The organism is Mesorhizobium australicum (assembly GCF_900177325.1).
Taxonomy (GTDB): Bacteria; Pseudomonadota; Alphaproteobacteria; order Rhizobiales; family Rhizobiaceae; genus Mesorhizobium_A; species Mesorhizobium_A australicum_A.
Window position 1 is genome coordinate 2,765,182 of record NZ_FXBL01000004.1, and the last position, 22,686, is coordinate 2,787,867.

Here is a 22,686-nt window from a genome sequence, read left to right on the forward strand (position 1 = left end):
ACCGTTCCCTAATCACTACTCACTACTCGCTGAAAGCTGATGGATCAGATCATCAAGAACATCACCCCCTACGACGTCGAGGCGATCCGCCGCGACTTCCCGATCCTGTCGCGCGAAGTCTACGGCAAGCCGCTTGTCTATCTCGACAACGGCGCCTCGGCGCAGAAGCCGCAGGTGGTGCTCGACGCCATCCAGCGCGCCTATTCGCAGGAGTATGCCAACGTCCACCGCGGCCTGCATTTCCTGTCGAATGCGGCGACCGACGCCTACGAAAAGGCGCGCGAGACGGTTCGGCGCTTCCTGAATGCGCCGTCGACGGACAATATCGTCTTCACCAAGAACACGACCGAGGCGATCAACACCGTCGCCTATGGCTGGGGCATGCCGAACATCGGCGAAGGCGACGAGATCGTCGTCTCGATCATGGAGCATCACTCCAACATCGTGCCGTGGCATTTCATCCGCGAACGGCAGGGCGCCAAGCTGGTCTGGGCGCCGGTGGACGACGAGGGCGCGTTCCACATCGAGGAGTTCGAGAAGTGCCTGACGGCGCGGACGAAGCTCGTCGCGATCACCCAGATGTCGAATGCGCTGGGTACCGTCACGCCGATCAAGGAGATCGTCCGGATCGCGCATGAACGCGGCATCCCGGTGCTGGTCGACGGCAGCCAGTCGGCGGTGCATATGGCCGTAGACGTGCAGGACCTCGGCTGCGACTGGTTCGTCATGACCGGGCACAAGCTCTACGGCCCCTCCGGCATCGGCGTGCTCTACGGCAAGAAGGAGCGGTTGGAATCGATGCGGCCCTTCCAGGGCGGCGGCGAGATGATCTTCGACGTCACCGAGGACATGGTCACCTACAACGATCCGCCGCACCGCTTCGAAGCCGGCACGCCGCCGATCGTGCAGGCGATCGGGCTGGGCGTCGCGCTCGACTACATGCAGGGCGTGGGCCGCGACCGCATCGCCGCGCATGAAGCGGACCTGAAGACCTATGCGCACGAACGCCTGTCGCGCATCAATTCGCTGCGCATCTTCGGCAATGCGCCTGGGAAGGGCGCGATCGTGTCGTTTGAGCTGCAGGGCATCCACGCGCATGACGTGTCGATGGTGATCGACCGGTCCGGCGTGGCAGTGCGCGCCGGCACACATTGTGCGCAGCCGCTCTTGAAACGCTTCGGCGTCACCTCCACGTGCAGAGCGTCGTTCGGCATGTATAATACACGCGCCGAGGTCGACGCCTTGGCCGAAGCGCTGGAGAAGGCGCGGAAATTCTTCGGGTGAAGCCATGAACGAGACAGTGGCAGCAGACGAAATCACGGCCGCCTCGGCCATACCGGCGGAGGAACTGGCGCGGCTCACGGACGACATCGTCTCGGCGCTGAAGACAGTCTACGATCCGGAGATCCCTGCCGATATCTACGAGCTCGGCCTCGTCTACAAGATCGACATCGAGGACGATCGCTCGGTGAAGATCGACATGACGCTGACAGCCCCCGGCTGCCCGGTCGCCGGCGAGATGCCCGGTTGGGTCGAGAACGCCGTCGGGGCCGTCGAGGGCGTGTCGGGCGTCGACGTCAAGATGGTGTTCGACCCGCCGTGGACGCCGGACCGCATGTCCGAAGAGGCGCAGGTCGCCGTGGGCTGGTACTGAGACGGCGTCCGGCCGGGACCCTGCCGTGCCTATGCCGATGAGGTCTGCCCGACCCGATCCCGAGCAGTTCATTCGCGCGAATCTGCCCCTGACCGCAGTGCCTTCGCGGCCCGACATTCGGCTTCACCTTGCGACCCCGGCGAGCGGTTTGTCGCGGTTGCTTGGCGAGGCGTCCTCGTCTCCCTATTGGGCGTTCTGCTGGGGCGGCGGCCTGGCGATCGCGCGCCATCTTCTGGATCATCCCGACCTTGTCCGCGGTAAACGCGTGCTGGATTTCGGTTCCGGCTCCGGGCTTGTGGCGATCGCAGCGGCGAAGGCGGGCGCACGCCAGGTGATTGCAGCTGAAATCGACCCGCTCGGCACGGCGGCCATATCGCTCAACGCGGATGCGAATGGCGTGACCCTGGATATTGTCCAGAACGATCTTGTCGATGCGGCACTTCCCGAGGTCGACGTCGTGCTGGCTGGCGACACGTTCTACGACTCGGCGCTGGCCGCGCGCGCGACGGGCTTCCTCGACCGCTGCCTCGATGCGGGGGCGCGCGTCCTGGTCGGCGATCCGGGGCGGGTCCATCTGCCGCTGCGGCGCCTGCGTGAACTCGCCCGCTATCCGGTCGGCGATTTCGGCGATGGCGCATCATCGGTCGCGCCGGGCGTGGTCTATGCCTTCGAGCGCCTCGACACGGGCGAGGGCGTTTCGCGCGACCGATAGCGGCACACGCCACAATTCGGCCGTTGTCGATGTCCGATCTGGCGGGATGAAGCAGGACGGTCGATCACGTCTCAATTGCCCGTCGGCTCGCGCGCACCGTTCGTCGGTACCGTGCAGTGCGTGTCGGCGCGACATGCAGATCCGTTCTTGACCTATGCAGGCGGCGGTCCTGCGGGAGAACCAGGGCGACTGGCGCAGCCCCCTTGCATCCCTGGCGCTGCACCTGGCGGCCATCGCCCTGCTGTTCTTCGTCACGCCCCGGCCGCAGGCTCCTCCGGACACTGAAACATCCGTCTCGGTCGAGATCGTCGCTCCGCCGCCGCGGACACTGCCAGAGGAGGCGCCGGCGTCCTCCTTGGCGCCGGACGGAGCGGATGCCGCGACTCGGCCCGGCCCGAGCGGCCCGACCCTCGAAGCGGCAGTTCCCCGCGCCCCGCTGGAGGCGCCTCTCGCGAGGGTCCAGCCGCCGATGGTACGGGCCGAAAGAATGCTGTCGCAGAGTGTTCTGGCGAACCCTCGCAGCCGCGCCGCAAGACGCGAATTGGGATCGATGGCAGCGGATGAGCGCGCCGTGCAGCTTTGCGGCATCGAGGCGATGGAACAGGTGCACGCCTGGAAGGACGAACTCCTCCCTGAAACGGTGATCGCCTATGCCACGAAAAGCCTCAGGATCCGTGGCGGTTCGATCGTCGCCGACGGAGGCGCATTCCTCAGCGCGGGCAGCTGGTACCGGCTCCGTTTCGAGTGCGATGTTCGGAACGACACGGTCGTCTCCTTCGCCTATTCGGTGGGGGCCCCGATTCCACGCTCGGAATGGGAGGCATATGGTCTCCCCGAGAAAGCCGATGACGATGACTAGGCCGCGTGCCGCTTGCCGGTGAGTTCGAAACCGATCGCCTTCAGGACGGCCAGCGTGGTTTCGAGCGTCGGATTGCCGGTCTCGCTCAGCGACTTGTAGAGCTGCTCGCGGGCCAGCCCGGTCTTGCGGGCGATTTCGGTCATTCCCTTCGCTCGCGCAACCACGCCGAGGGCGGCGGCGATATGGGACGCGTTTCCGGTTTCGAAGGCATCCGCCAGAAAGACCTCCACCGCTTCGTCCGAGGTCAGGAGATCGGCCAGATCGAGGTCGTAGATTTTCTCACTCATCGCTTTCCGTCCATTCCGAAGCCAGGCGCCGAGCCAGCCTGATATCTGCGTCCTGCGTGCTCTTGTCGCCGCCGCAAAGCAGCACGACGATCTCCGAACCCCGCCGCTGGAAATACAGCCTGTAGCCTGGGCCGTGGTGAATTCTCAGCTCGCTGACCCCGCCGCCTACCGGAGAGACGTCGCCTTCGAGCCCATTGACCAGACGCAAAAGTCTCGCCGCGATCAGAGCCTTGGCGCGTCCGTCTTTCAGGCGACGTTCCCACTTCCTGAACGTTTCCGTCTGTTTCAGCACGGGCATGCCAATCTGTGATTTAAATATTACAGATTGTCAATTCCACGCCTTTACCAGCCCCTTGCGAACTAGGTGTTTCGCCATCATTTATGTTACATGATGTCATTCCCCCGGGCCTTGAACCCGCGGCAATGGAGAAAGACCGATGGGCCGTTTTGCTATCATGACCATGACCGACGCCGCGGCGGAGCGCGTCAAGGAGATCGTTTCGTCGCGCGACAACGCCAGGGGCGTGCGCGTCGGGGTCAAGAAGGGCGGCTGCGCGGGCATGGAATATACGGTCGACCTCGTGACCGAGCCCAATGCCAAGGACGACCATATCGAGCGCGCCGGCGCCGATGTCTGGGTCGCGCCGGAGGCCGCACTCTATCTGCTCGGCACGGAGATGGACTTCGAGGTGACGACCCTGCGCACCGGCTTCACCTTCCGCAATCCGAACCAGAGCTCGGCCTGCGGCTGCGGCGAATCGGTGGAACTCAAGCCGGCCGACCTCAAGGCGCTCGCCGAAGCCCGCGCCAACGCGGCCTGATTGTATTTCCGGCCGCGTGCATCCAATCGCGCGCGGGGACGTTGCTGTCGACAATGAAGGAGACGGCCATGGCAGACATCAGCAGCATCAGGGAACATGCCGAGGTCATCGGCGCAGACGGGGTACATGTCGGCACGGTCGACCATGTCGAGGGAAACCGCATCAAGCTGACGAAAGCCGACAGCGGCATGGGCTCTCACAAGGGCCATCATCACTATGTCCCGCTGGCGCTCGTCGCCGACATCGAGGATGGCAAGGTGCGGCTGTCGGCCAATGCCGACGTCGCGGTCACCTTCGAAGAGGAGGCAGGCGGCGGCTCTGCCACCTGACGCCCTCACCAGAATGCGGGGCCAACCAGCCCTCCGGCCTCAATCGATCCATTCTCCGTTCCGCCGGTGCCAGTCGGCGATCGATTCCTCCGGATAGAGTTCGAAGCTCACGTCGCCCTTGCGGATGTCCGGCTCGACCCAGCTGGCTTTGTATTTGAGCATCAGGTGCACGCTCGATGTCGGCGCCGGCAGTTCGCTGTCGATGGCCGAGGCAAAGGGGTGCACCAGGTCCGGCCAGGTCGGGTCGTAAAGCCAGAGCGCGGAACCGCAAGAGCGGCAGAACCGACGCTCTCCCGTCGAGACCTCGCAATGCGGATGCTCGTCGTCCTCGATCTCGGCCCTGTAGAGGCCGAGACGGCGTGTGCCCCTTATCTTCAGCGTCTTCGACAGCGCGCCGAGATTGATCGCATAGCCTCCGCCGCCCTGCTGCTTGCGACAGATCGAGCAATAGCAGCGCTGGTAGGGAACCGGCGTGTGGCTGTCGACCTCGAACGAGACGGCCCCGCATCTGCACGAGCCTTTCAATGTCATCGGCATCGCCGCGCTCCTTTCAGCCTGACTCTCCTCGACAGAGGTAGCGGCTGTCCGTGACATGGCAAGCGGACTCGGCCATCATGAGCGGATGGACCACGACCATCTGCGGGATCTCTTCGAAGGCGTCGAGCCGATCACGTTCCGGCGCATGTTCGGCGGGCTGGGCATCTATCGCGACGGCATCATCTTCGCGGTCGTGCTGCGCGACCAACTGATGCTCAAGGGCGACGAGGAGGTGGCGGACGATTACGAGGCGGCGGGAATGCAGCGCTGGCAATATGTCGGCACGCGCCACGGCAAGACGGTGGCGATGCCCTACTGGACCGCCCCGGACAGCGCCATGGACGATCCCGACGAGATGACGCTGTGGGCGCGCAAGGCGATCGAGGCGGCGCGCCGCGCCGCGGCGAGGGCCTAAAGCGCGTCGCGATCTTTCAGATTCGCTCCTTGCGCTTTAGGTTCTTGATTCCACGCATGTCTTTGTCCCGAAACCGGTTCCCACTTTCGGGAGACATGCTTTAGACCTTCGCCGACACCTTCATGAAGGCAGGCATGTCGTCGCCGAAGCCGATCGTGCCGTCGTCCAGATCGTCGTCGCGGCGACGCGGGCGATCCTCCCTGCGGGGGCGGTGTTCCTCGTCCCGGCGAGGGCGGTTGTCGTTGCGGGCCGGTTGCGGCTTGTGCTCCTCGCGCGGCCTGGGAGCCGGTTCGGATCTTTCAGCGCGGGCTGCACCCGGCATCGCCGCGCCCGGCATCTCGGCGACGGGGGCCGTCTCCATCGCTTCGTCCGGAACGTATTTCTCCATCCGCGCCGGCTCGCTCGGCAGCTTGCCGCTGCGGCCGCGTTCGCGCTTCTCGCCCGTGCGCGAACGGCTCGCGCGCTCCGGCTTGCCGCCGCGCGAGCGACGGGGCGAATCGTCTTCGGCCGACGCCACGACGGTCGACAAGTCGCCGTCATGCCATTCGAGCTTCTGGCCGGTCAGCTTCTCGATCGCGTCGAGATATTTCTGGTCGGCCTTGGTGACGATGGTGAACGCCTTTCCCGAGCGACCGGCGCGGCCTGTGCGGCCGATACGATGGACATAGTCTTCCGAATGGATCGGGATGTCGTAGTTGAAGACGTGGCTGACGTCGGGGATGTCGAGCCCGCGCGCGGCGACGTCGGAGGCGACGAGCAGCTTCAGCTTGCCTTCGCGGAAGGCCGCGAGCATCGCCATCCGGGCCCGCTGGTCCATGTCGCCATGCAGCGCGCCGGCGTCGAACTCATGGCGCGTCAGCGAACGGTAGAGTTCGGCGACGTCGACCTTGCGATTGCAGAAGATGATCGCGTTCTTGATCTCCGGCTCTTCCTCGCGGATGATCCGCCGCAGCGTCTCCCGTTTGTCCCAGGCCTTGCTGCCGGACTTGACCAGGCGCTGGGTCACGGTCGCGGCGGTCGTGGCGGCCTTCGCGACCTCGACGCGCACCGGCGCCTGCAGGAATTTTTCCGTCAGCTTGGTGATTTCCGGCGGCATCGTGGCCGAGAAGAACAGCGTCTGGCGGGTGAAGGGGATCATCTCGCAGATGCGCTCGATGTCCGGGATGAAGCCCATGTCGAGCATGCGGTCGGCCTCGTCGATGACGAGGATTTCCACGCCGGTCAGAAGCAGCTTGCCACGCTCGCGATGGTCGAGCAGCCGTCCGGGCGTCGCGATCAACACGTCGGCACCACGCTCCAGCTTCTTCTCCTGCTCGTCGAACGAGACGCCGCCAATGAGAAGCGCGATGTTGAGCTTGTGGTTCTTGCCGTATTTGACGAAGTTCTCTTCCACCTGCGCGGCGAGTTCGCGCGTCGGCTCGAGGATCAGCGTGCGCGGCATGCGGGCGCGGGCGCGGCCCTTTTCAAGCCGGGTAATCATCGGCAGCACGAAGGCGGCGGTCTTGCCGGTGCCCGTCTGGGCAATGCCGAGGATGTCCTTGCCCTGGAGGGCGTGGGGAATGGCGCCGGCCTGGATCGGCGTCGGCTTGGTGTATCCGGCGTCTGTGACGGCGGAAAGGACCTTTGGCGAAAGACCGAGGTCTGCAAAGGTAAGCGCTTCTTGCGCGGTCTGGTTGTCTGATGACACGGTGTCGGTTGTCTTCGGCTTCGGGTGGCGAGGGCCTGTTGGCTGCTCGCGGGCCGGACTTGCGGGATGCCCGCCGTCCTTGGATCAGCAATGCGGTTACGTTGCGACGCAGCAAATGTCAACAGAATCGGGCGGCTTCAGCGTTCCAATTCAAGCATATGGCTGAATTTTCGGCGATTTACCCTAACGGCGGCGCTTCTCAGTAGCGGAACTGCTCGGCGAGGATGCGGTCGTCCCATGAATGGCTGGCGTCGAACAGGATCGTCGCCGTCGTGTCGGGCGCCTCGCGCACGGTGACGCTCGCGACCGACTTCACCTCGACATTGTCCGCCACCGCGTTGACCGGGCGCTTGTCGATCTCGAGAACCTCGAAGCGGACCACCGACCTGTTGGGCAGCAGTGCGCCGCGCCAGCGCCGCGGCCTAAACGGGCTGACGGGGGTGAGCGCGAGCAGGGGGGCGTCGAGCGGCAGGATGGGGCCGTGCGCCGACAGGTTGTAGGCGGTGGAACCGGCGGGCGTCGCCACCATCACGCCGTCGCAGATCAGATCCTCCAGCTGCTCGCGTCCGTCGACGAGGATGCGCAGCTTCGCCGCCTGGTAGGACTGGCGGAAGAGCGAGACCTCGTTGATCGCCAGCGCGGTGCGAATCTCTCCGTTTTCCTCCACCGCCTGCATCTCCAGCGGACGGATCGTTTCGGCGATCGCGGCGGCGACGCGTTCGCGCAGATTGTCCTCGGCATATTCGTTCATCAGGAAGCCCACCGTGCCGCGGTTCATGCCGTAGACGCGCTTGCCCGAGCTCATCGTGTCGCGCAGCGTCTGCAGCATGAAGCCGTCGCCGCCGAGCGCCACGACGACCGTCGCCTCGGCGAGGTCCGCCTGCCCGTAAAGTGCCGCCAGCCGCGCGGCCGATTCCTTTGCGCCGGGCGTGTCGGCGGCAACGAAGGCGAAGCTGTCGAGTTGGGATGTGGACATGCGGCGGCAGGCTCCTCGATTTTTCGCGTAGCATGCCAGATCATCCATGCAAAGCGAGGCAGGCCGGATCGCGCCGAAGGAGGACGGGATGAAGATCGACGGTTCATGCCATTGCGGCGCGATCGCCTATGAGGCCGAGATCGACCCGGCGCAGGTGCGGATCTGCCATTGCACCGACTGCCAGGTGCTCTCCGGCACGGCCTTCCGGATCACGGCGCCGGCCCGCGAGCAGGATTTCCGCCTGCTGCGCGGCGAGCCGGCGCAATATCTCAAGACGGCCGAAAGCGGGCGCGTTCGAATCCAGGCCTTCTGCCGCGACTGCGGCTCGCCGCTCTACGCGACCTCGGCGGGCGAGGGGCCACGCATCTTCGGCATCAGGGCGGGCACGATCCGCCAGCGGCGGGAACTGACGCCGCGATGCCAGTTCTGGCACCGCTCGGCGCTGCCCTGGCTGCCCGACATCGCCTGCGCAGAGGCATTCGACACGCAGTGACTTCGTTGTTTTCTCCCGCGAGGAAATTTGCTAACGCAGCCGCGTGCCCTTGTAGCTCAGCGGTAGAGCAGCGGTTTTGTAAACCGAAGGTCGCGGGTTCAATCCCTGCCGGGGGCACCAGATCATCTCAGTCCGGCGGACAGAACGCCGCGTGCAGCGCTTCCACCACGGTCAGCACTTCCGCGCGGGTGATCCTGTAGAACACCGTCGTGCCGACGCGGCGCGCCTCGACCAGGCCGTCGGCGCGCAGGCGCATCAATTGCTGCGACATCGGCACCTGCTCGATCGCGAGCTGTTCGCGCAGCTCGGCGACGGTGCGTTCGTCCCGCCCGAGAGCGCATAGAATCAGCAGCCGCTGCGGGTGAGACAGGCTCCTCAGCAGGTCCGCCGCCTGCCCGGAAGCCGGGATCATTCTCTCTACATTCATAATATTGAATTTATGATGTTTGAATGTTAGACGCAATCCAGGCCGGTTGTCCAAGGGCGAGACTCGAAGCCGGAATTGCGCAGGATCAAGGAACACGCCGCGGAAATCGTCAACAAGAACACAAGCGGCATGATTGGAGGAAATCGATGTCACATATCGTCGTTTTCGGCGCCGGGCTGGGCGGAACCATAATGGCTTATGAGATGCGGGAGAAGCTGCGTCCCGGCGACAGCCTCTCGGTGATCAATCTCGGCGCGACCTATTCGTTTGTTCCGTCAAATCCCTGGGTCGCGGTCGGATGGCGCGACCGGGAGGACATTTCGGTCGATCTTACGAAGGTGTTTGCCCGACGCGGCATCGCGCTTCGCCCCGAAGGCGCCCGCAAGGTCCATCCGAAAGAGAATCGCGTCGAGCTGAATGACGGATCGTTCGTCGACTACGATTACCTGATCATCGCCACCGGGCCGGAGCTCGCCTTCGACGAAGTGCCGGGCCTCGGTCCGGCCGGATACACCCAGTCGGTCTGCCATATAGATCATGCGCTGGCCGCGAAGCCGAAATTCGACCAGCTGCTGAAGAAGCCCGGGCCCATCGTCGTCGGTGCGGTCCAGGGCGCGTCCTGCTACGGCCCGGCCTACGAATTCGCCTTTATCCTCGACACCGCCCTGCGCCGGGCGAAGATGCGCGACCAGGTGCCGATGACCTTCGTCACGCCCGAGCCCTATGTCGGCCATCTCGGGCTGGACGGGGTCGGCGACACCAAGTCGCTGCTCGAAAGCGCCATGCGCGAGCGGCACATCAAGTGGATCACCAACGCCAAGGTGGCATCTGTCGACGAAGGGCTGATGCATGTCGAGGAGGTGAACGAGGACGGCTCCCTGAAGGCCAGGCACGATCTGCCCTTCGCCTATTCGATGATGCTGCCCGCCTTCCGCGGCGTCTCCGCGGTCGCGGGCATCGAGGGGCTCGTCAATCCGCGCGGCTTCGTCACGATCGACAAGCACCAGCGCAATACGGCTTATCCGAATGTCTTCTCGATCGGCGTCTGTGTCGCCATCCCGCCGGTCGGAAAAACGCCGCTGCCGGTGGGCGTGCCGAAGACCGGTTTCATGATCGAATCGATGGTCACGGCGACGGCCGAGAACATCGCCTCGCTGCTGCGCGGCGAGGAGCCGAAGGCGGTCGCGACCTGGAATGCGGTGTGCCTGGCTGATTTCGGCGACGAGGGCATCGCCTTTGTCGCGCAGCCGCAGATCCCGCCACGGAACGTCAACTGGTCTTCGCAAGGCAAGTGGGTCCACGCGGCCAAGGTTGGGTTCGAGAAGTATTTCCTGCACAAGGTGAGGCAGGGCAAGAGCGAGACGTTCTACGAGGGCCTTGCGCTCGACATGCTCGGCATCAAGAAGCTCAAGGCGATCCATATCGAGCCGGCGGAGTAAGCCGGCTCGGCCCCGCAAGTGCGGGCGCTTGGCGGCGCGGCGGTTCGGCCGCGCCGTGATTGCGCTGGTTTCCATTTCCGTCGTTTGCACTATTTGACAGTTGCGACGAGTCGGCGCCGGGTCGACACTGCGGCAAACCGGTGGTCCGGGCCGCCGGGTGCCAGGGGATGACGACGATGGAAACCCGTCCGACATTCGCGACCGACACGACGGCGCGCTTCCTGATCATCGACGACCATCCCTTGTTCCGCGAGGCGCTGCACAGCGCGGTCAGCATGGCCTATCCCAAGGTGGAGACGATCGAGGCGACGACGGTGGCCGAGGCGCTCGATACGCTGAAGGGCGGCGCGCCGTTCGACCTGGCGCTGCTCGACCTCAACATACCGGGCGTGCAGGGGTTCGACGGGCTGCTGCAGATCAGGACCAGCCATCCGCGCCTGCCGGTCGTCATCGTCTCCGGCCACGAGGACAGCCGCATCATCTCGCAGGCGCTGTCCTACGGCGCGGCGGGCTTCATCCCCAAATCCAGCCGCAAGGCGGACCTCGCCTCGGCGATCCGCGACGTGATGGAGGGCGCGGTCTATGTGCCGCAGTCCTACCAGCCGCAGCCGGGCGCGGCGCGCGACGAGGACCGGTCTGACCTGATCCGCAGGTTGGCGACGCTGACGCCGCAGCAGATGCGGGTGCTCAACATGCTGCGGCAGGGCCTGCTCAACAAGCAGATCGCCTATGAGCTGCAGGTCGGCGAGACGACGGTCAAGGCGCATGTCTCGGAGATCCTGCGCAAGCTGCACGTCTACAGCCGCACGCAGGCGGTGATCGAAGTGTCGCGCCTCGACCAGGCTGAGCTGTTCCGCGACGCGGACACCGGGACCTGAGACCTACGCCAGAAGGTGCGCCATCAGCGCGCGCAGCTCCGCCGGCTTCACCGGCTTGTGCATCAGCTCGATGCCGGAACGGCGGGCTTCCGAGGCCAGCATGCCCGACGGGTCGGCGGTGACGAGTAGCGCGGGGATCGAGCGCGCTGCCTTGATCCGCAGGTGACGGATGGTCTGCGAGCCGAGGTCGCCATGGTCGAGATGCTGGTCGGCGATGATGAGGTCGGGCCGCCACCCGTCGTCGAGGCAGCCGAGCGCGCCGTTGCGGTTCGACGCCACCTTCACCTGGCAGCTCCAGCGCGACAGCAGCGCGGCCATCGCCTCGCGCACCGACTGGTCGTTCTCGACCACCAGGACCCTTGTGCCATAGAGCCCGTAGCCGCGGGGAGGGGCGGGCGGGGCGTCCGCGCGGCCGTTGTGGTACGGCATCGTTGAGGCCGTCGCGAGGACGCGGAAGACGGTTCCCCTGCCGAGCCGCGAGGTGAACGAGATCTCGTGCGAAAGCGCGTTCACCAGCCGGCGCACGATCGACAGGCCGAGGCCCAGGCCGGCGCCCATGCCGGCGCGGTCGCCCTCGAGCGCGTTCGCCCCGCGGTGGAACTCCTCGTAGACGGCCTCGTACTGGTCGGGCGGAATGCCGGTGCCGGTGTCGACCACGTTGACCAGCACCCGGTTGCCGCGCCGACGCGCACCGACGAGCACGCCGCCTTGCTCGGTGTAGCGCAGCGCGTTGGAGATGACGTTCTGGAGGATGCGCCGGAACATCGACCGGTCGGTACGGATGACGGCGTCGGTCGGGAGGAAGCGCAGGTCGAGCCCGCGCTGGGCCGCGACGGGACTGAAGTCCGATTCGAGCGACTGGAACAGCGGCTGCAAGGCCACGTCGCCGATCTCGGCCCGTACCACGCCCGCGTCGAGCTTCGATATGTCGAGCAGGGTGCGCAGCAGGTCGTCCATCGTCTCCAGCGCCCGCTCGACCTGCGCCACCAGCTGCTTGCCCTCAATGGTGGTCTGCAGCTCCGACAGCGCGGAGACCGACAGGTGGGCGGCGTTGAGTGGCTGGAGCACGTCGTGGCTAGCGGCGGCGAGGAAGCGCGTCTTGGAGAAGTTGGCGCGCTCGGCGTTCTCCTTGGCCGCGACGAGGTCGATGTTGGACTGCTCCAGCCGCCGCAGCGCGCCGCGCAGTTCCTCCGTGTGCTGGCGCACGCGGCCTTCGAGGTTGATCGCGGTCTGGAACAGCGAGAACGCGTTGCCCTGCTGGTCCATCGAGCGCTCGACGCGGCTGATCAGCGCCTGGTTGATGCGCCTGAGCCGTTCGACATCGTCAATTCCGGAAATGCTCATCACTCGGCCGCCAGCCTGTGTCCGAAGGCGATGCCGGTGAAGGTCTGGTTCAGATGCATCGAGCGGTACTGCTCGCCATAGGTGCCGAAGCCGATGACGTTGTTGGCGCGGTAGAGCTCCGACATCTCGCGGAAGACCTGCCGGTTGCGGGCGTCGAGGCGGCGCAGCACGCAGTCGAAGCCGAGCACCATGTCGATGCCGCCCAGCCGCTCGCCGACGTGCCGCAGCGCCTCGCGCGTCGATTCGACCATGCCGGTGGGCTGGGCGATGGTCAGCACGATGCCGTCGTCGATCGCGCAGAAGAAGGTGAGGGATCCGTCGGCATTCACCTTCTGGATCGAGCGGCAGTAATATTCGCCGCCGACGCGCACCACGACCGGGTGCGAGGCGAAGCTCATCGGCGACAGCGAGCCGGCGTCGATGCCGATCGCCGCAGCGAACTCGTCGGCCGCGCCCGCTGCGTTGAACTCCTTGACGATCCGCCTGTCGGGGTCGGACGCGGTCACCACCAGCTTTTCGCCGGTCGGCACGAAGTTCTCCGACTTGAAGACGTGGAAGGGGAGGTCCGTCGCGACCAGCGCGACGATCGCGCAGTCATGCGCGACAACACCGTTCAGGATCAGCGTCGTGGTTTCGAACTTCATGTCGTCGCCGGCCGAGCCGCCGATCAGCGGGATGTTGTCCAGGCCCCAGTGCAACGCCGAGGTGACCGCCTCCTCGGCGAACGACATGCCGTCGATGAAGCAGAGCGCGAAGGCGTCGAGGCGCCGGGCGAACTCGTCGCGCTCGCGCCGCACCCGCTTCAGCATCTCGACCTGGACGGTGATGTCGCTCATGCCGGCGGTCGCGAGATCGCGGATCATGATCGCGTCGACGCTGAAGGAGGCGGCCGGCAGCAGGATCGCCACCGCCTGGCCTTCCTCCAGACCTTCCGGCGTGATCTCGCCCGCGGTCGAACAGGCCGCATAGGACAGCCACGGCGCGTGGCGCCTCAGCGCGGCGGCGAGCTGGTCCGGATCGATCAGGGCCTGGGAGAAGAAGATCAGCGCGAAGGCGGCGCCCATGGCCTGCGCCTCGCCGCCGATGTCGTGCGCGAACAGATCGGCCTCCGGGGAGTCGGTCGACAGCGCGACGACTCCGCAGCCGTAATGTGTTCTCGACAGAGCCAGCGGCGTTCCTCCCGAAGAAGCCTTGTTCGCTCGAATGTCGTGTCCGTTGCCGGAGCGGCGGCCGCCATATTCGACACAATCGGCGGGCTTGGCAATGGCGCGATTGCCGGGCGCTGACCGAAAGTACAATATACGCACACCGGGTCGAATAGCATTCTCGACTTGTGTGATTTGGAAGGCGCAGAACGGGCTTCGACCGTCGCTTTCCGATCCGGCCGACACGGGGAGGTTTCGTGGCGGCTCGTCCAAAGGGAGGTTTCATGTCTGACGTTTCGCTGGTCGTGAACGGCCGAAAAGTGTCTGGCAGCGTCGAGGATCGCACGCTGCTCGTTCATTTCCTGCGCGAGCATCTGGGGCTCACGGGCACCCATGTCGGCTGCGACACGTCGCAGTGCGGCGCCTGCGTCGTCCATGTCGACGGCAAGGCGGTGAAGTCGTGCACGATGCTTGCGGCGCAGGCGTCCGGGTCCGAGGTGGTCACGATCGAGGGGCTCGCCAACGGCGCCGAACTGCATCCGGTGCAGGCGGCGTTCAAGGAGCATCACGGCCTGCAATGCGGCTTCTGCACGCCAGGCATGATCATGTCGGCGACCGACATGATCCGCCGCCATCCGGAGGGCCTCGACGAGGCCACGGTGCGCGCCGAGCTCGAGGGCAATATCTGCCGCTGCACGGGCTATCACAACATCGTCAAGGCGGTGCTCGCAGCATCGAAGACGATGTCGAAGGGCAAGGGCAAGGCGAAGGCCGCTTAGGTCGATGGTGAATAGCGAATGGTGAATGGTCGACTGCCGTGAGGCCTCGACCGCGCCATTCACGATTTTCCATTCACCATTCACCGACTGAGGGAGGATTCTGATGGGTATCGAAGGCATCGGCGCACGCGTTGCGCGCAAGGAAGACCGCCGGTTCATCACTGGCGCGGGCCGCTATGTCGACGACATGGTGGTGCCCGGCATGAAGCACGCCGCATTCGTGCGCAGCCCCCACGCGCATGCCGAGATCAAGAAGATCGACGTCAAGAAGGCCAAGGCCATGCCGGGCGTGATCGACGTGCTGGTCGGGAGGGAACTGAAGTCCGACGGCATCGGCAACCTGATCTGCGGCTGGATGGTCCATTCGAAAGACGGCACGCCGATGAAGATGGGCGCCTGGTCGCCGCTGGCCGTGGACCGCGTGCGTTATGTCGGCGATGCGGTCGCGATCGTGGTCGCCGACACCAAGGGCCAGGCCCGCGACGCGGCCGAGGCGGTCGAAGTGACCTACAAGGAACTGAAGGCGGTGACGGAGGCAGTCGACGCTCTGAAGAAGGGTGCGCCGCAGCTTCACCCGGAAGCCGAGGGCAACCTGATCTACGACTGGGAGCTCGGCGACGCCAAGGCGACGGACGAAGCCCTGTCCAAGGCGGCGCACATCACCAGGATGCACATCGTCAACAACCGCCTTGTGCCAAATGCGATGGAGCCGCGCGCCGCTCTCGGCCACTACGACCGCGCCGAGGACCACTATACCTGCTGGACAACCTCGCAGAACCCGCATGTCGCGCGGCTGGTGATGAGCGCGTTCTACAATGTCGCGCCCGAGAACAAGCTGCGGGTCATCGCGCCGGATGTCGGCGGCGGCTTCGGCTCGAAGATCTTCATCTATCCGGAGGAAATCGTCTGCCTGTGGGCGTCGAAGAAGACCAACGTTCCGGTCAAATGGGTGGCGGACCGCACCGAGAGCTTCCTGACCGACGCACACGGCCGAGACCATGTGTCCGAAGTGCAAATGGCGTTCGACAAGGACAACAGGATGATCGGCCTCAAGGTCGACACCATCGCCAATTTCGGCGCCTACATGTCGCTGTTCTCGTCGTCGGTGCCGACCTACCTCTACGCCACGCTGCTGTCGGGGCAGTACAACATCCCCGCCATCCATGCGAACGTCCGCGCCGTATATACGAACACCGCGCCCGTCGACGCCTATCGCGGGGCAGGGCGGCCCGAGGCGACCTACCTGCTCGAACGCACGGTGGAGACGGCGGCACGCGAACTTGGCGTCTCGCCGGCCGAACTTCGCCGCAAGAACTTCATCACCTCGTTCCCGCACCAGACGCCCGTGATCATGTGCTACGACGCGGGCGACTACGCGGCCTCGCTCGAGGCGGCGATGAAGGCGGCCGATTATGCCGGCTTCGAAAAGCGCCGCGCCGCGGCCGCGAAGAAGGGCAAGCTGCGCGGCATCGGCATGTCGAACTACATCGAGGCCTGCGGCATCGCGCCGTCGGCGGCGGTCGGCTCGCTCGGCGCGGGCGTCGGCCTGTGGGAATCCGCCGAGGTGCGCGTCAACGCGGTCGGCACAGTCGAGATCCTGACCGGTTCGCACAGCCACGGCCAGGGCCATGAGACGACCTTCGCCCAGCTTGTGTCCGACCGCTTCGGCCTGCCGATCGAGCAGGTTTCGGTCGTGCACGGCGACACCGACAAGGTGCAGATGGGCATGGGCACCTACGGCTCGCGCTCCGGCGCCGTCGGCATGTCGGCCATCGTCAAGGCGCTCGACAAGGTGGAGAAGAAGGCCAAGAAGATCGCCGCCCACCTGATGGAAGCAGACGAGGGCGACATCGTCATCGAGAACGGCGTCGCCAAGGTGGCCGGCACCGACAAGAACGTGCCGTGGTTCCAGGTGGCGCTGGCCGCCTACACCGCGCACAACCTGCCGGGCGGCATGGAGCCGGGCCTGAAGGAGGGCGCGTTCTACGATCCGTCCAACTTCACCTTCCCGGCCGGCTGCTACATCTGCGAGGTCGAGATCGATCCCGAGACGGGCGTGACAGAGATCGTCCAGTTCGTCGCGGCCGACGACTTCGGCAACATCATCAACCCGATGATCGTGGAGGGCCAGGTGCATGGCGGCATCGCGCAAGGCGTCGGCCAGGCGCTGCTCGAAGGCGCGTCCTATGACGGCACGTCGGGCCAGCTCGTCACCGCGAGCTACATGGACTACGCCATGCCGCGCGCCGACGACCTGCCGTCCTTCCAGGTCTCGCACCAGATCACGCCGTGCCCGGGCAACCCGCTTGGCATCAAGGGCTGCGGCGAGGCCGGCGCGATCGGCTCGCCGCCTGCGGTGATCAACGCGATCACCGACGCGATCGGCACCAACGACCTGACCATGCCGGCGACGCCCCAGAAGGTGTGGGCGGCGATCCGCGCGGCCAAGAAGCACTGAGGGCGGTGAATGGTGAATGGCAAAATGGTGAATGGTCCGGCCGCCGACTGATCCGGCCGACTTCTTCCCCAGAGATGTCCATTCACCGTTTACCATTCACCATTCACTCCTTGTCGGAGACACGACCATGTATTCACTCAACTACCACCGCGCCTCCTCCGTCGCCGACGCCGTGAAGCAGCAGAAGAAGGGCGAGGACGCGAAATACGTCTCGGGCGGTATGACGCTGATCCCGGCGATGAAGTCGCGCCTCGCGGCCCCTTCGGACCTCGTCGATCTCGCCCACATCACCGAGATGAAGGGGATCAAGGTCTCGGGCAAGACCGTGACCATCGGCGGAGCGACCACGCATGCAGAAGTGGCGACGGATGCCAAGCTCAAGGCGGTGTGCCCGGCGCTCAGCTATCTGGCGAGCCACATCGGCGACCCGCATGTGCGCCACAAGGGCACGATCGGCGGCTCGATCGCCAACAACGACCCGGCCGCCGACTATCCGGCCGCTATGCTGGCGCTCGGCGCCACGATCATCACCAACAAGCGCGAGGTGCCGGCGGACAAGTTCTTCACTGGCCTGTTCGAGACCGCGCTGAAGGACGGCGAGATCGTCACCGGCGTGTCGTTCACAGCACCCGCCAAGGCGGGCTACGAAAAATTCCGCAACCCGGCCTCGCGCTATGCGATCGTCGGCGTGTTCGTGGCCAAGGGCAAGGACGGCGTGCGCGTGGCGGTGACGGGTGCGGGCGACGACGGCGTCTTCCGCGCCAAGGGCATGGAGGCCGCACTTGCCAAGTCCTTCGACCCGGCCGCGCTCGACGGGCTGGCGATCCCGGCGTCGAGCCTGATGTCGGACATGCATGCATCGGCCGAATACCGCTCCAGCCTGGTCACCGTGATGGCCAAGCGCGCGGTCGCCAAGGCGAACGGGTAGGGGCTTTCCTGCCGCGACGTGCAAGGGGGCCGCTCGGCCCCCTTGTGCTTTTGGAAGCACGGCTTCCAGGGCAACTGGACCAAGCATATCCGTCGCGCGCCCCCTTTCCCGGGCCGGCCTGGCGCCCTATCCTGAAAAGAACTGGCCGGCTGCGCCTGATGACGCGGCGGCTTTTTTTCCTTCCGCGCTGTCGGCATCGGCGCCCGCCGAACCTTGCGACGGAACGGGCGTCCGCGGAGCCTTTCGCGGGCGATGGAATCCGGAGCAAGCCCTTGGACGCACGAGTGGACACAGCGCAGGCCGCCGACGGCCTGGAGGTGCCGAGGCGCTACTGGGCCTGGGCCGCGGTGCTGCTCACCGTCACGCTGGCCGTGCTCGACAGCACCATCGCCAATGTCGCGCTGCCGACCATCTCGGCCGACCTGAACACCAGTCCGGCGGTGACGATCTGGATCGTCAACGGCTACCAGCTGGCCATCGTCGTGACGCTGCTGCCCTTCGCCTCGCTCGGCGAGATCTATGGCTATCGTCGTGTCCAGTTTGCCGGCGTGGTCGTGTTCACGCTTGCCTCGCTCGCCTGCTGCTTCGCCGGCACGCTGGCCGAGCTGACCACCGCGCGGGTGGTGCAGGGCTTCGGCGCGTCCGCGATGATGAGCGTCAACGCGGCGCTGCTGCGCTACACCATGCCGAGCGCGAAGTTCGGCTCGGCGATCGGCCTGAACGCCCTCGTGGTGGCCGCCGCCGCGACGCTCGGACCGACGCTGGCGGGCTTCGTGCTGACCTTCGCGAGCTGGCCGTGGCTCTTCGCCATCAACGTGCCGCTGGGGATAGCCGGCGCGCTCATCGGCTTCTTCAGCCTGCCGGACAGCGACCGCACCGCGCGCCGCTTCGACTGGCTGAGCGCGCTGCTGAGCGCTGCGACCATCGCGCTGGCGATCCTGGTGATCGACAGTGTCGGCCACGAGCTGCCGCTCGGACTGGTGGCGGCAGAGAGCGTCGCGCTGGTGGTGCTCGGCATCCTGCTGGTGCGGCGCGAACTCGGCACGACCGACCCGCTGGTGCCGCTCGACCTGCTGCGCCTGCCGGTGTTCAGCCTGTCGATCGCGACCTCGATCGTCTCCTTCATGGCGCAGATGCTCGCCTTCGTGTCGCTGCCGTTCGTGCTGCAGTCGACCTTCGGCTTCTCGCCGCACGAGGTGGGGCTGCTGATGATGCCCTGGCCGCTGGCGCTCGCGGTGTCGGCGCCTGTGGCGGGCCGGCTGTCGGACCGCCACTCGCCGGCGATCCTCGGCGGCATCGGCCTCGTGCTGCTGGCAGGCGGGCTCGCGGCGCTTGCGCTGCTGCCTGAAAAGCCCGAGGCGCTGGACATCGCCTGGCGCATGGCGCTGTGCGGCGTCGGCTTCGGCATGTTCCAGTCGCCCAACAACAAGGTGCTGATCGGCGCCGCCCCGCGCCGGCGCTCGGGCGCCGCCAGCGGCATGCTTTCAACCGCGCGCCTCGCCGGCCAGACGGTGGGCGCCGCGCTCGTCGGGCTGATGATGGCGCAGGTCGGGATTGCGGGCGCGACGTGGGCGCTGGCGCTGGCGTCGGGGCTGGCGCTGCTGGCGGCGGTCGTTTCGCTGTCGCGGCTCGGCGCCTTCCGGGCGGCGAGGTGAGAGCCCGGTTCGCGTCGCGAATTCGTCATGCCGGTGGCATGACGAAAGGGCTCGAACGGGCGGGAGCTGCCGCAGGCAGCGGGCCCCGCCCAGGGGCGGTCGGTGATCGGCCATTCAACGCCGCCTTGTTCCTGCCGATTTCGGAATCTGTTATCGCAACGTAAGGTCGCCGGCGCGAGGCGCGGCGAGGTGATGGTTCGAGGGGGAACGATGGCAGATTTTCCGCTTGTTTCGGGGCGCATCAACCGGCGCGTCTTCCTGGGCGCCGCGACGGCGGGGGCGGCCGCGCTGTCGCCGACGCTGCGGGCGATGGCGCAGACCGCGGCACTGCCGGAGTTCGGCAGCCCGGCGCAGATGTATGCTGCGCGGGTGGATGCCGGCCACAGGCTGCCGGCGATCCCGGTCGAAAAACTCAACAAGCGTTTTATCCGCCAGATCGTCATCGACCCGACCTTCGAGAAGCCGGGCACGATCGTCGTCGATACCTCGACGCACTTCCTCTATTTCGTCCTGCCGGACCGCAAGGCGATCCGCTACGGGGTCAGCCTCGGCAAGGCGGGGTTCGACTGGACCGGCACGGCGACCGTGCAGTTCAAGAAGGCCTGGCCGGTGTGGACGCCGCCGCCCGAGATGATCAAGCGCCGGCCGGAACTGGCCAAATATGCCGACGGCATGCCGCCCGGCCCGCAGAGCCCGCTGGGCGCGAGGGCGCTCTATCTGTTCAAGAACGGCCAGGACACGATGTACCGCCTGCACGGCTCGCCGGAATGGGACTCGATCGGCAAGAACGCGTCCTCGGGCTGCGTGCGCTTCATCAACCAGGACATCATCGACCTCTTCGCCCGTGTCAGCGGCCCGACGACGGTGCATGTGCGGCACTCGATGTATCTCGGCGCGAACGCCGGCAGCGCGGGTTCGTCGAAACCCACGACCGAGGCGATCGATTCCGGCGTGCCGGAAGGCGCGGAGGCGTTGTAGCGGCGCTTGCTTCTCCCGGTTCACGGGAAGAAGGACAGGCGCGCTTCCTACGACGTGTCGCGAAATTCGACCGGCGAAACAGATGGTGACAAAAGCGGCCGGACTGCAACCACCCCAGCCCGCGTCGCAGGCTGCGGCCGGGTGCCGGCTACTGCTTCATGAAGCGCTCGAACGCGTCCTTGAAGTCCGGGTGCCAGCGCGACAGGGCGGGGCGGTTCTCGATGATGTCGCCGATCGCCCAGGCCATGCGGCGCTCGTCGGTCGCGCGCGTGACGTCGTTGTCGGGGCACAGGATGTAGAAGTCGCCACGCGCGAGACTTTCCAGCATGAAGTCGACCACCTGCTCGCCCGTCCAGGCGGCGGCCGGCTTGGTCGGCGCGCCCTGCGTGATGCCGGTGAAGGTGAAGCCGGGGATCAGGAGATGGGCGCTGAGGCGCTCGCCCACCTCCTCGCGCAGCGCATGCTGCAGGCCCTCGGTGTAGGTTTTGAGCGCCGATTTCGAGACGTTGTAGGCGAGATTGCCGGGCGGCGTGGTGATGCCCTGCTTCGAGCCGGTGTTGACGATCATGCCGGGCTTTGCCGAGGCGATCATGCGCGGCGCAAACGCCTGGACGCCATGGACGACGCCCCAGAAGTTGACGTCGATCAGCGTGCGCCACGCTGCGAGGTTCTCCCACGGCTGGCCGGGATTGGCGCCGATGCCGGCATTGTTCATCAGCAGGGAAACCTCGCCGAACGCATCGTAGGCGAGGTCGGACAGGGCACCGAGCTCGGCCGGGCTCGCGACATCGACCGTCGCCCCGCGAACGGCCGCCGCCCCGCGCGGGGCGAGTGCCGCGACGGCCTCCACCGCCGTGTCGACATTGGCGCGGTCGGCCAGCACGACGTTCATGCCGCGCGCCGCGAAGGCCTTCGCGGCGGCCAGCCCAATGCCGCTGGCGGCGCCCGTGATGACGGCGGTGCGGTCGGCGGCGAAGATGTCAGCGGCCTTGGGCATGGGGTGGGTCCTTGTGGGAGGGGCGGGACGTATATTGCTCCGACGCGGGACGGTCTCGCAAGAGTCTCGGTCTCTGGGGAACAGGTCCCGGGCCGGCGCGGATGCCGGGGCGGCTCGGAACCCTTCTCTGCCGATCGGGCACTCGTCGTCCGGCCCTGAGCAGCGACGTGCGTCAGTCGATGATCTCGCCGCCGCCCTCGGCCTTCATGCGGGCGAGGCCCTCCTTCATCTCGCGAAGCCGCTCGGGCGGATGGCCCTGCCACTTCGTCACTTCGCCAACGATGCGCAGCGGCTCGCGCGAGCGGTAGGACATGGTCGGATTGCCGGGAAATTTCTTGTCGGTCAGGTTGGGATCGTCCTCGACCGGGCCGGTCGGCTCCACGACATAGATCCGCTCCGGCCGGTCTCCCGCCGCAAGCTCGGCGCCCCAGACCGCGGCGTCCAGCGTCGCCGAAAAATACACCCAGGACAGCGGCCCGACTTCGGTGAAGTTCGATCCGTGGCCGACGACGATCAGCCCTCCCGGCTCCAGGTCGGCCTTGGTGCCGTGGAAGAACGACTGCGCAAACATGCTGGGCGTGGCTGACATCGGTACTCCGCTGGTTGAAATGAAAGGATGCCGGGAGGCCGGCGTGACGCCGGGGAGGTGTGGAGTTAGGTGGGGTGGGGGAGAAGTCAAGTGGGGCGGTGGGGAAGCGCGCGCAATCTCTCCCCTTGAGGGAGAGAAAGCAATTTCAACATCTTAGCGAAGCTAAGTGTTAGAAATTGCAAGTGAGGGGGTTCTGTGCGCGACGTCCCCCTCTCTTGCAAATTCCAAGGACTTGGCTTTGCCAAGCCCAGGAATTTGCTTTCTCCCCCTCCAGGGGGGAGATAGACGCGCCGGACCGC

General features: G+C 66.2%; 25 protein-coding genes and 1 tRNA gene. 16 read left to right on the forward strand and 10 right to left on the reverse strand.

Annotation, left to right across the window (positions count from 1 at the left end; all coding sequences use genetic code 11):
* Window positions 1-39 precede the first annotated feature (39 nt).
* From B9Z03_RS16110 to B9Z03_RS30300, 4 genes are all read left to right on the forward strand, one after another.
* A complete protein-coding gene (locus B9Z03_RS16110) occupies window positions 40-1,284 on the forward strand; it encodes a cysteine desulfurase (RefSeq protein ID WP_085465139.1) in 1,245 nt (414 codons plus the stop codon).
* A gap of 4 nt (window positions 1,285-1,288) precedes the next feature.
* Window positions 1,289-1,654 carry an SUF system Fe-S cluster assembly protein gene (locus B9Z03_RS16115; RefSeq protein ID WP_085465140.1) on the forward strand — a complete coding sequence of 122 codons (366 nt, stop codon included), beginning with the start codon at window positions 1,289-1,291 and terminating at the stop codon, window positions 1,652-1,654.
* 148 nt (window positions 1,655-1,802) lie between these two features.
* The gene (locus B9Z03_RS16120) at window positions 1,803-2,366 is read left to right on the forward strand and encodes a class I SAM-dependent methyltransferase (protein ID WP_244561756.1); all 564 of its coding nucleotides are present in this window, start codon (window positions 1,803-1,805) and stop codon (window positions 2,364-2,366) included.
* 154 nt (window positions 2,367-2,520) lie between these two features.
* On the forward strand, window positions 2,521-3,225 hold the full coding sequence (locus B9Z03_RS30300; protein WP_244561757.1) for a DUF930 domain-containing protein: 705 nt from the start codon (window positions 2,521-2,523) through the stop codon (window positions 3,223-3,225).
* On the opposite strand, the gene B9Z03_RS16130 is transcribed toward B9Z03_RS30300, so the two are convergent.
* Both B9Z03_RS16130 and B9Z03_RS16135 read right to left on the reverse strand, forming a co-directional pair.
* The gene (locus B9Z03_RS16130) at window positions 3,222-3,512 is read right to left on the reverse strand and encodes an addiction module antidote protein (RefSeq protein WP_085465142.1); all 291 of its coding nucleotides are present in this window, start codon (window positions 3,510-3,512) and stop codon (window positions 3,222-3,224) included. The two genes, B9Z03_RS30300 and B9Z03_RS16130, sit on opposite strands and share 4 nt — an antisense overlap.
* Window positions 3,505-3,810, reverse strand: a complete 306-nt coding sequence (locus B9Z03_RS16135) for a type II toxin-antitoxin system RelE/ParE family toxin (RefSeq protein WP_085465143.1) — start codon at window positions 3,808-3,810, stop codon at window positions 3,505-3,507. The genes B9Z03_RS16130 and B9Z03_RS16135 overlap by 8 nt, the downstream gene beginning before the upstream one ends.
* Before the next feature lie 139 nt (window positions 3,811-3,949).
* Between B9Z03_RS16135 and sufA the strand changes: the two genes are divergently transcribed.
* Both sufA and B9Z03_RS16145 read left to right on the forward strand, forming a co-directional pair.
* Window positions 3,950-4,333: a Fe-S cluster assembly scaffold SufA gene (sufA, locus tag B9Z03_RS16140; protein ID WP_085465144.1), complete on the forward strand. Its 384-nt coding sequence runs from the start codon at window positions 3,950-3,952 to the stop codon at window positions 4,331-4,333.
* Window positions 4,334-4,401: 68 nt separating this feature from the next.
* Window positions 4,402-4,662 carry a DUF2171 domain-containing protein gene (locus B9Z03_RS16145; RefSeq protein WP_085465145.1) on the forward strand — a complete coding sequence of 87 codons (261 nt, stop codon included), beginning with the start codon at window positions 4,402-4,404 and terminating at the stop codon, window positions 4,660-4,662.
* A 39-nt stretch (window positions 4,663-4,701) separates the two neighbouring features.
* Here the strand turns inward: B9Z03_RS16145 and B9Z03_RS16150 are convergent, their stop codons facing one another.
* Window positions 4,702-5,199, reverse strand: a complete 498-nt coding sequence (locus B9Z03_RS16150; RefSeq protein WP_085465146.1) for a GFA family protein — start codon at window positions 5,197-5,199, stop codon at window positions 4,702-4,704.
* Window positions 5,200-5,254: 55 nt separating this feature from the next.
* Here B9Z03_RS16150 and B9Z03_RS16155 point away from each other — a divergent pair, with 55 nt between their 5' ends.
* Window positions 5,255-5,614, forward strand: a complete 360-nt coding sequence (locus tag B9Z03_RS16155; RefSeq protein ID WP_432417003.1) for a TfoX/Sxy family protein — start codon at window positions 5,255-5,257, stop codon at window positions 5,612-5,614.
* Window positions 5,615-5,714: 100 nt separating this feature from the next.
* Here B9Z03_RS16155 and B9Z03_RS16160 read toward each other — a convergent pair whose 3' ends face one another.
* Both B9Z03_RS16160 and B9Z03_RS16165 read right to left on the reverse strand, forming a co-directional pair.
* A complete protein-coding gene (locus tag B9Z03_RS16160) occupies window positions 5,715-7,301 on the reverse strand; it encodes a DEAD/DEAH box helicase (protein ID WP_085465148.1) in 1,587 nt (528 codons plus the stop codon).
* A 199-nt stretch (window positions 7,302-7,500) separates the two neighbouring features.
* On the reverse strand, window positions 7,501-8,277 hold the full coding sequence (locus tag B9Z03_RS16165) for an NAD kinase (protein WP_085465149.1): 777 nt from the start codon (window positions 8,275-8,277) through the stop codon (window positions 7,501-7,503).
* A gap of 88 nt (window positions 8,278-8,365) precedes the next feature.
* On the opposite strand from B9Z03_RS16165, the gene B9Z03_RS16170 reads away from it, so the two are divergent.
* Window positions 8,366-8,770: a GFA family protein gene (locus B9Z03_RS16170; protein WP_085465150.1), complete on the forward strand. Its 405-nt coding sequence runs from the start codon at window positions 8,366-8,368 to the stop codon at window positions 8,768-8,770.
* Window positions 8,771-8,815: 45 nt separating this feature from the next.
* A tRNA-Thr gene (locus tag B9Z03_RS16175) sits at window positions 8,816-8,890 on the forward strand.
* A 7-nt stretch (window positions 8,891-8,897) separates the two neighbouring features.
* On the opposite strand, the gene B9Z03_RS16180 is transcribed toward B9Z03_RS16175, so the two are convergent.
* Window positions 8,898-9,182: an ArsR/SmtB family transcription factor gene (locus B9Z03_RS16180; RefSeq protein ID WP_244561758.1), complete on the reverse strand. Its 285-nt coding sequence runs from the start codon at window positions 9,180-9,182 to the stop codon at window positions 8,898-8,900.
* Window positions 9,183-9,343: 161 nt separating this feature from the next.
* Here B9Z03_RS16180 and B9Z03_RS16185 point away from each other — a divergent pair, with 161 nt between their 5' ends.
* A complete protein-coding gene (locus B9Z03_RS16185; RefSeq protein WP_085465152.1) occupies window positions 9,344-10,636 on the forward strand; it encodes an NAD(P)/FAD-dependent oxidoreductase in 1,293 nt (430 codons plus the stop codon).
* A gap of 176 nt (window positions 10,637-10,812) precedes the next feature.
* Window positions 10,813-11,514, forward strand: a complete 702-nt coding sequence (locus B9Z03_RS16190; RefSeq protein WP_085467696.1) for a response regulator — start codon at window positions 10,813-10,815, stop codon at window positions 11,512-11,514.
* Window positions 11,515-11,517: 3 nt separating this feature from the next.
* On the opposite strand, the gene B9Z03_RS16195 is transcribed toward B9Z03_RS16190, so the two are convergent.
* Complete coding sequence (locus B9Z03_RS16195; protein WP_085465153.1) at window positions 11,518-12,858, reverse strand: ATP-binding response regulator; 1,341 nt, start codon at window positions 12,856-12,858, stop codon at window positions 11,518-11,520.
* Window positions 12,858-14,027: an FIST N-terminal domain-containing protein gene (locus tag B9Z03_RS16200; protein ID WP_432417037.1), complete on the reverse strand. Its 1,170-nt coding sequence runs from the start codon at window positions 14,025-14,027 to the stop codon at window positions 12,858-12,860. The genes B9Z03_RS16195 and B9Z03_RS16200 overlap by 1 nt, the downstream gene beginning before the upstream one ends.
* Window positions 14,028-14,287: 260 nt before the next feature.
* On the opposite strand from B9Z03_RS16200, the gene B9Z03_RS16205 reads away from it, so the two are divergent.
* The 5 genes from B9Z03_RS16205 (at window position 14,288) to B9Z03_RS16225 (ending at window position 20,801) form a co-directional block, all read left to right on the forward strand.
* Window positions 14,288-14,782 (forward strand): (2Fe-2S)-binding protein, encoded by a 495-nt coding sequence (locus B9Z03_RS16205; protein WP_085465154.1) that lies wholly within the window; start codon window positions 14,288-14,290, stop codon window positions 14,780-14,782.
* A 103-nt stretch (window positions 14,783-14,885) separates the two neighbouring features.
* Window positions 14,886-17,240, forward strand: a complete 2,355-nt coding sequence (locus tag B9Z03_RS16210) for a xanthine dehydrogenase family protein molybdopterin-binding subunit (RefSeq protein WP_085465155.1) — start codon at window positions 14,886-14,888, stop codon at window positions 17,238-17,240.
* Window positions 17,241-17,367: 127 nt separating this feature from the next.
* Window positions 17,368-18,168, forward strand: coding sequence for an FAD binding domain-containing protein (locus tag B9Z03_RS16215; RefSeq protein WP_085465156.1), 801 nt, complete (start codon window positions 17,368-17,370; stop codon window positions 18,166-18,168).
* A 284-nt stretch (window positions 18,169-18,452) separates the two neighbouring features.
* Window positions 18,453-19,823 (forward strand): MFS transporter, encoded by a 1,371-nt coding sequence (locus B9Z03_RS16220; RefSeq protein WP_244561759.1) that lies wholly within the window; start codon window positions 18,453-18,455, stop codon window positions 19,821-19,823.
* 210 nt (window positions 19,824-20,033) lie between these two features.
* On the forward strand, window positions 20,034-20,801 hold the full coding sequence (locus B9Z03_RS16225) for a L,D-transpeptidase (protein WP_085465158.1): 768 nt from the start codon (window positions 20,034-20,036) through the stop codon (window positions 20,799-20,801).
* A 148-nt stretch (window positions 20,802-20,949) separates the two neighbouring features.
* Here B9Z03_RS16225 and B9Z03_RS16230 read toward each other — a convergent pair whose 3' ends face one another.
* Window positions 20,950-21,798: an SDR family NAD(P)-dependent oxidoreductase gene (locus B9Z03_RS16230; RefSeq protein WP_085465159.1), complete on the reverse strand. Its 849-nt coding sequence runs from the start codon at window positions 21,796-21,798 to the stop codon at window positions 20,950-20,952.
* A 172-nt stretch (window positions 21,799-21,970) separates the two neighbouring features.
* The gene (arr, locus tag B9Z03_RS16235) at window positions 21,971-22,387 is read right to left on the reverse strand and encodes an NAD(+)--rifampin ADP-ribosyltransferase (protein ID WP_085465160.1); all 417 of its coding nucleotides are present in this window, start codon (window positions 22,385-22,387) and stop codon (window positions 21,971-21,973) included.
* Window positions 22,388-22,686: the final 299 nt, after the last annotated feature.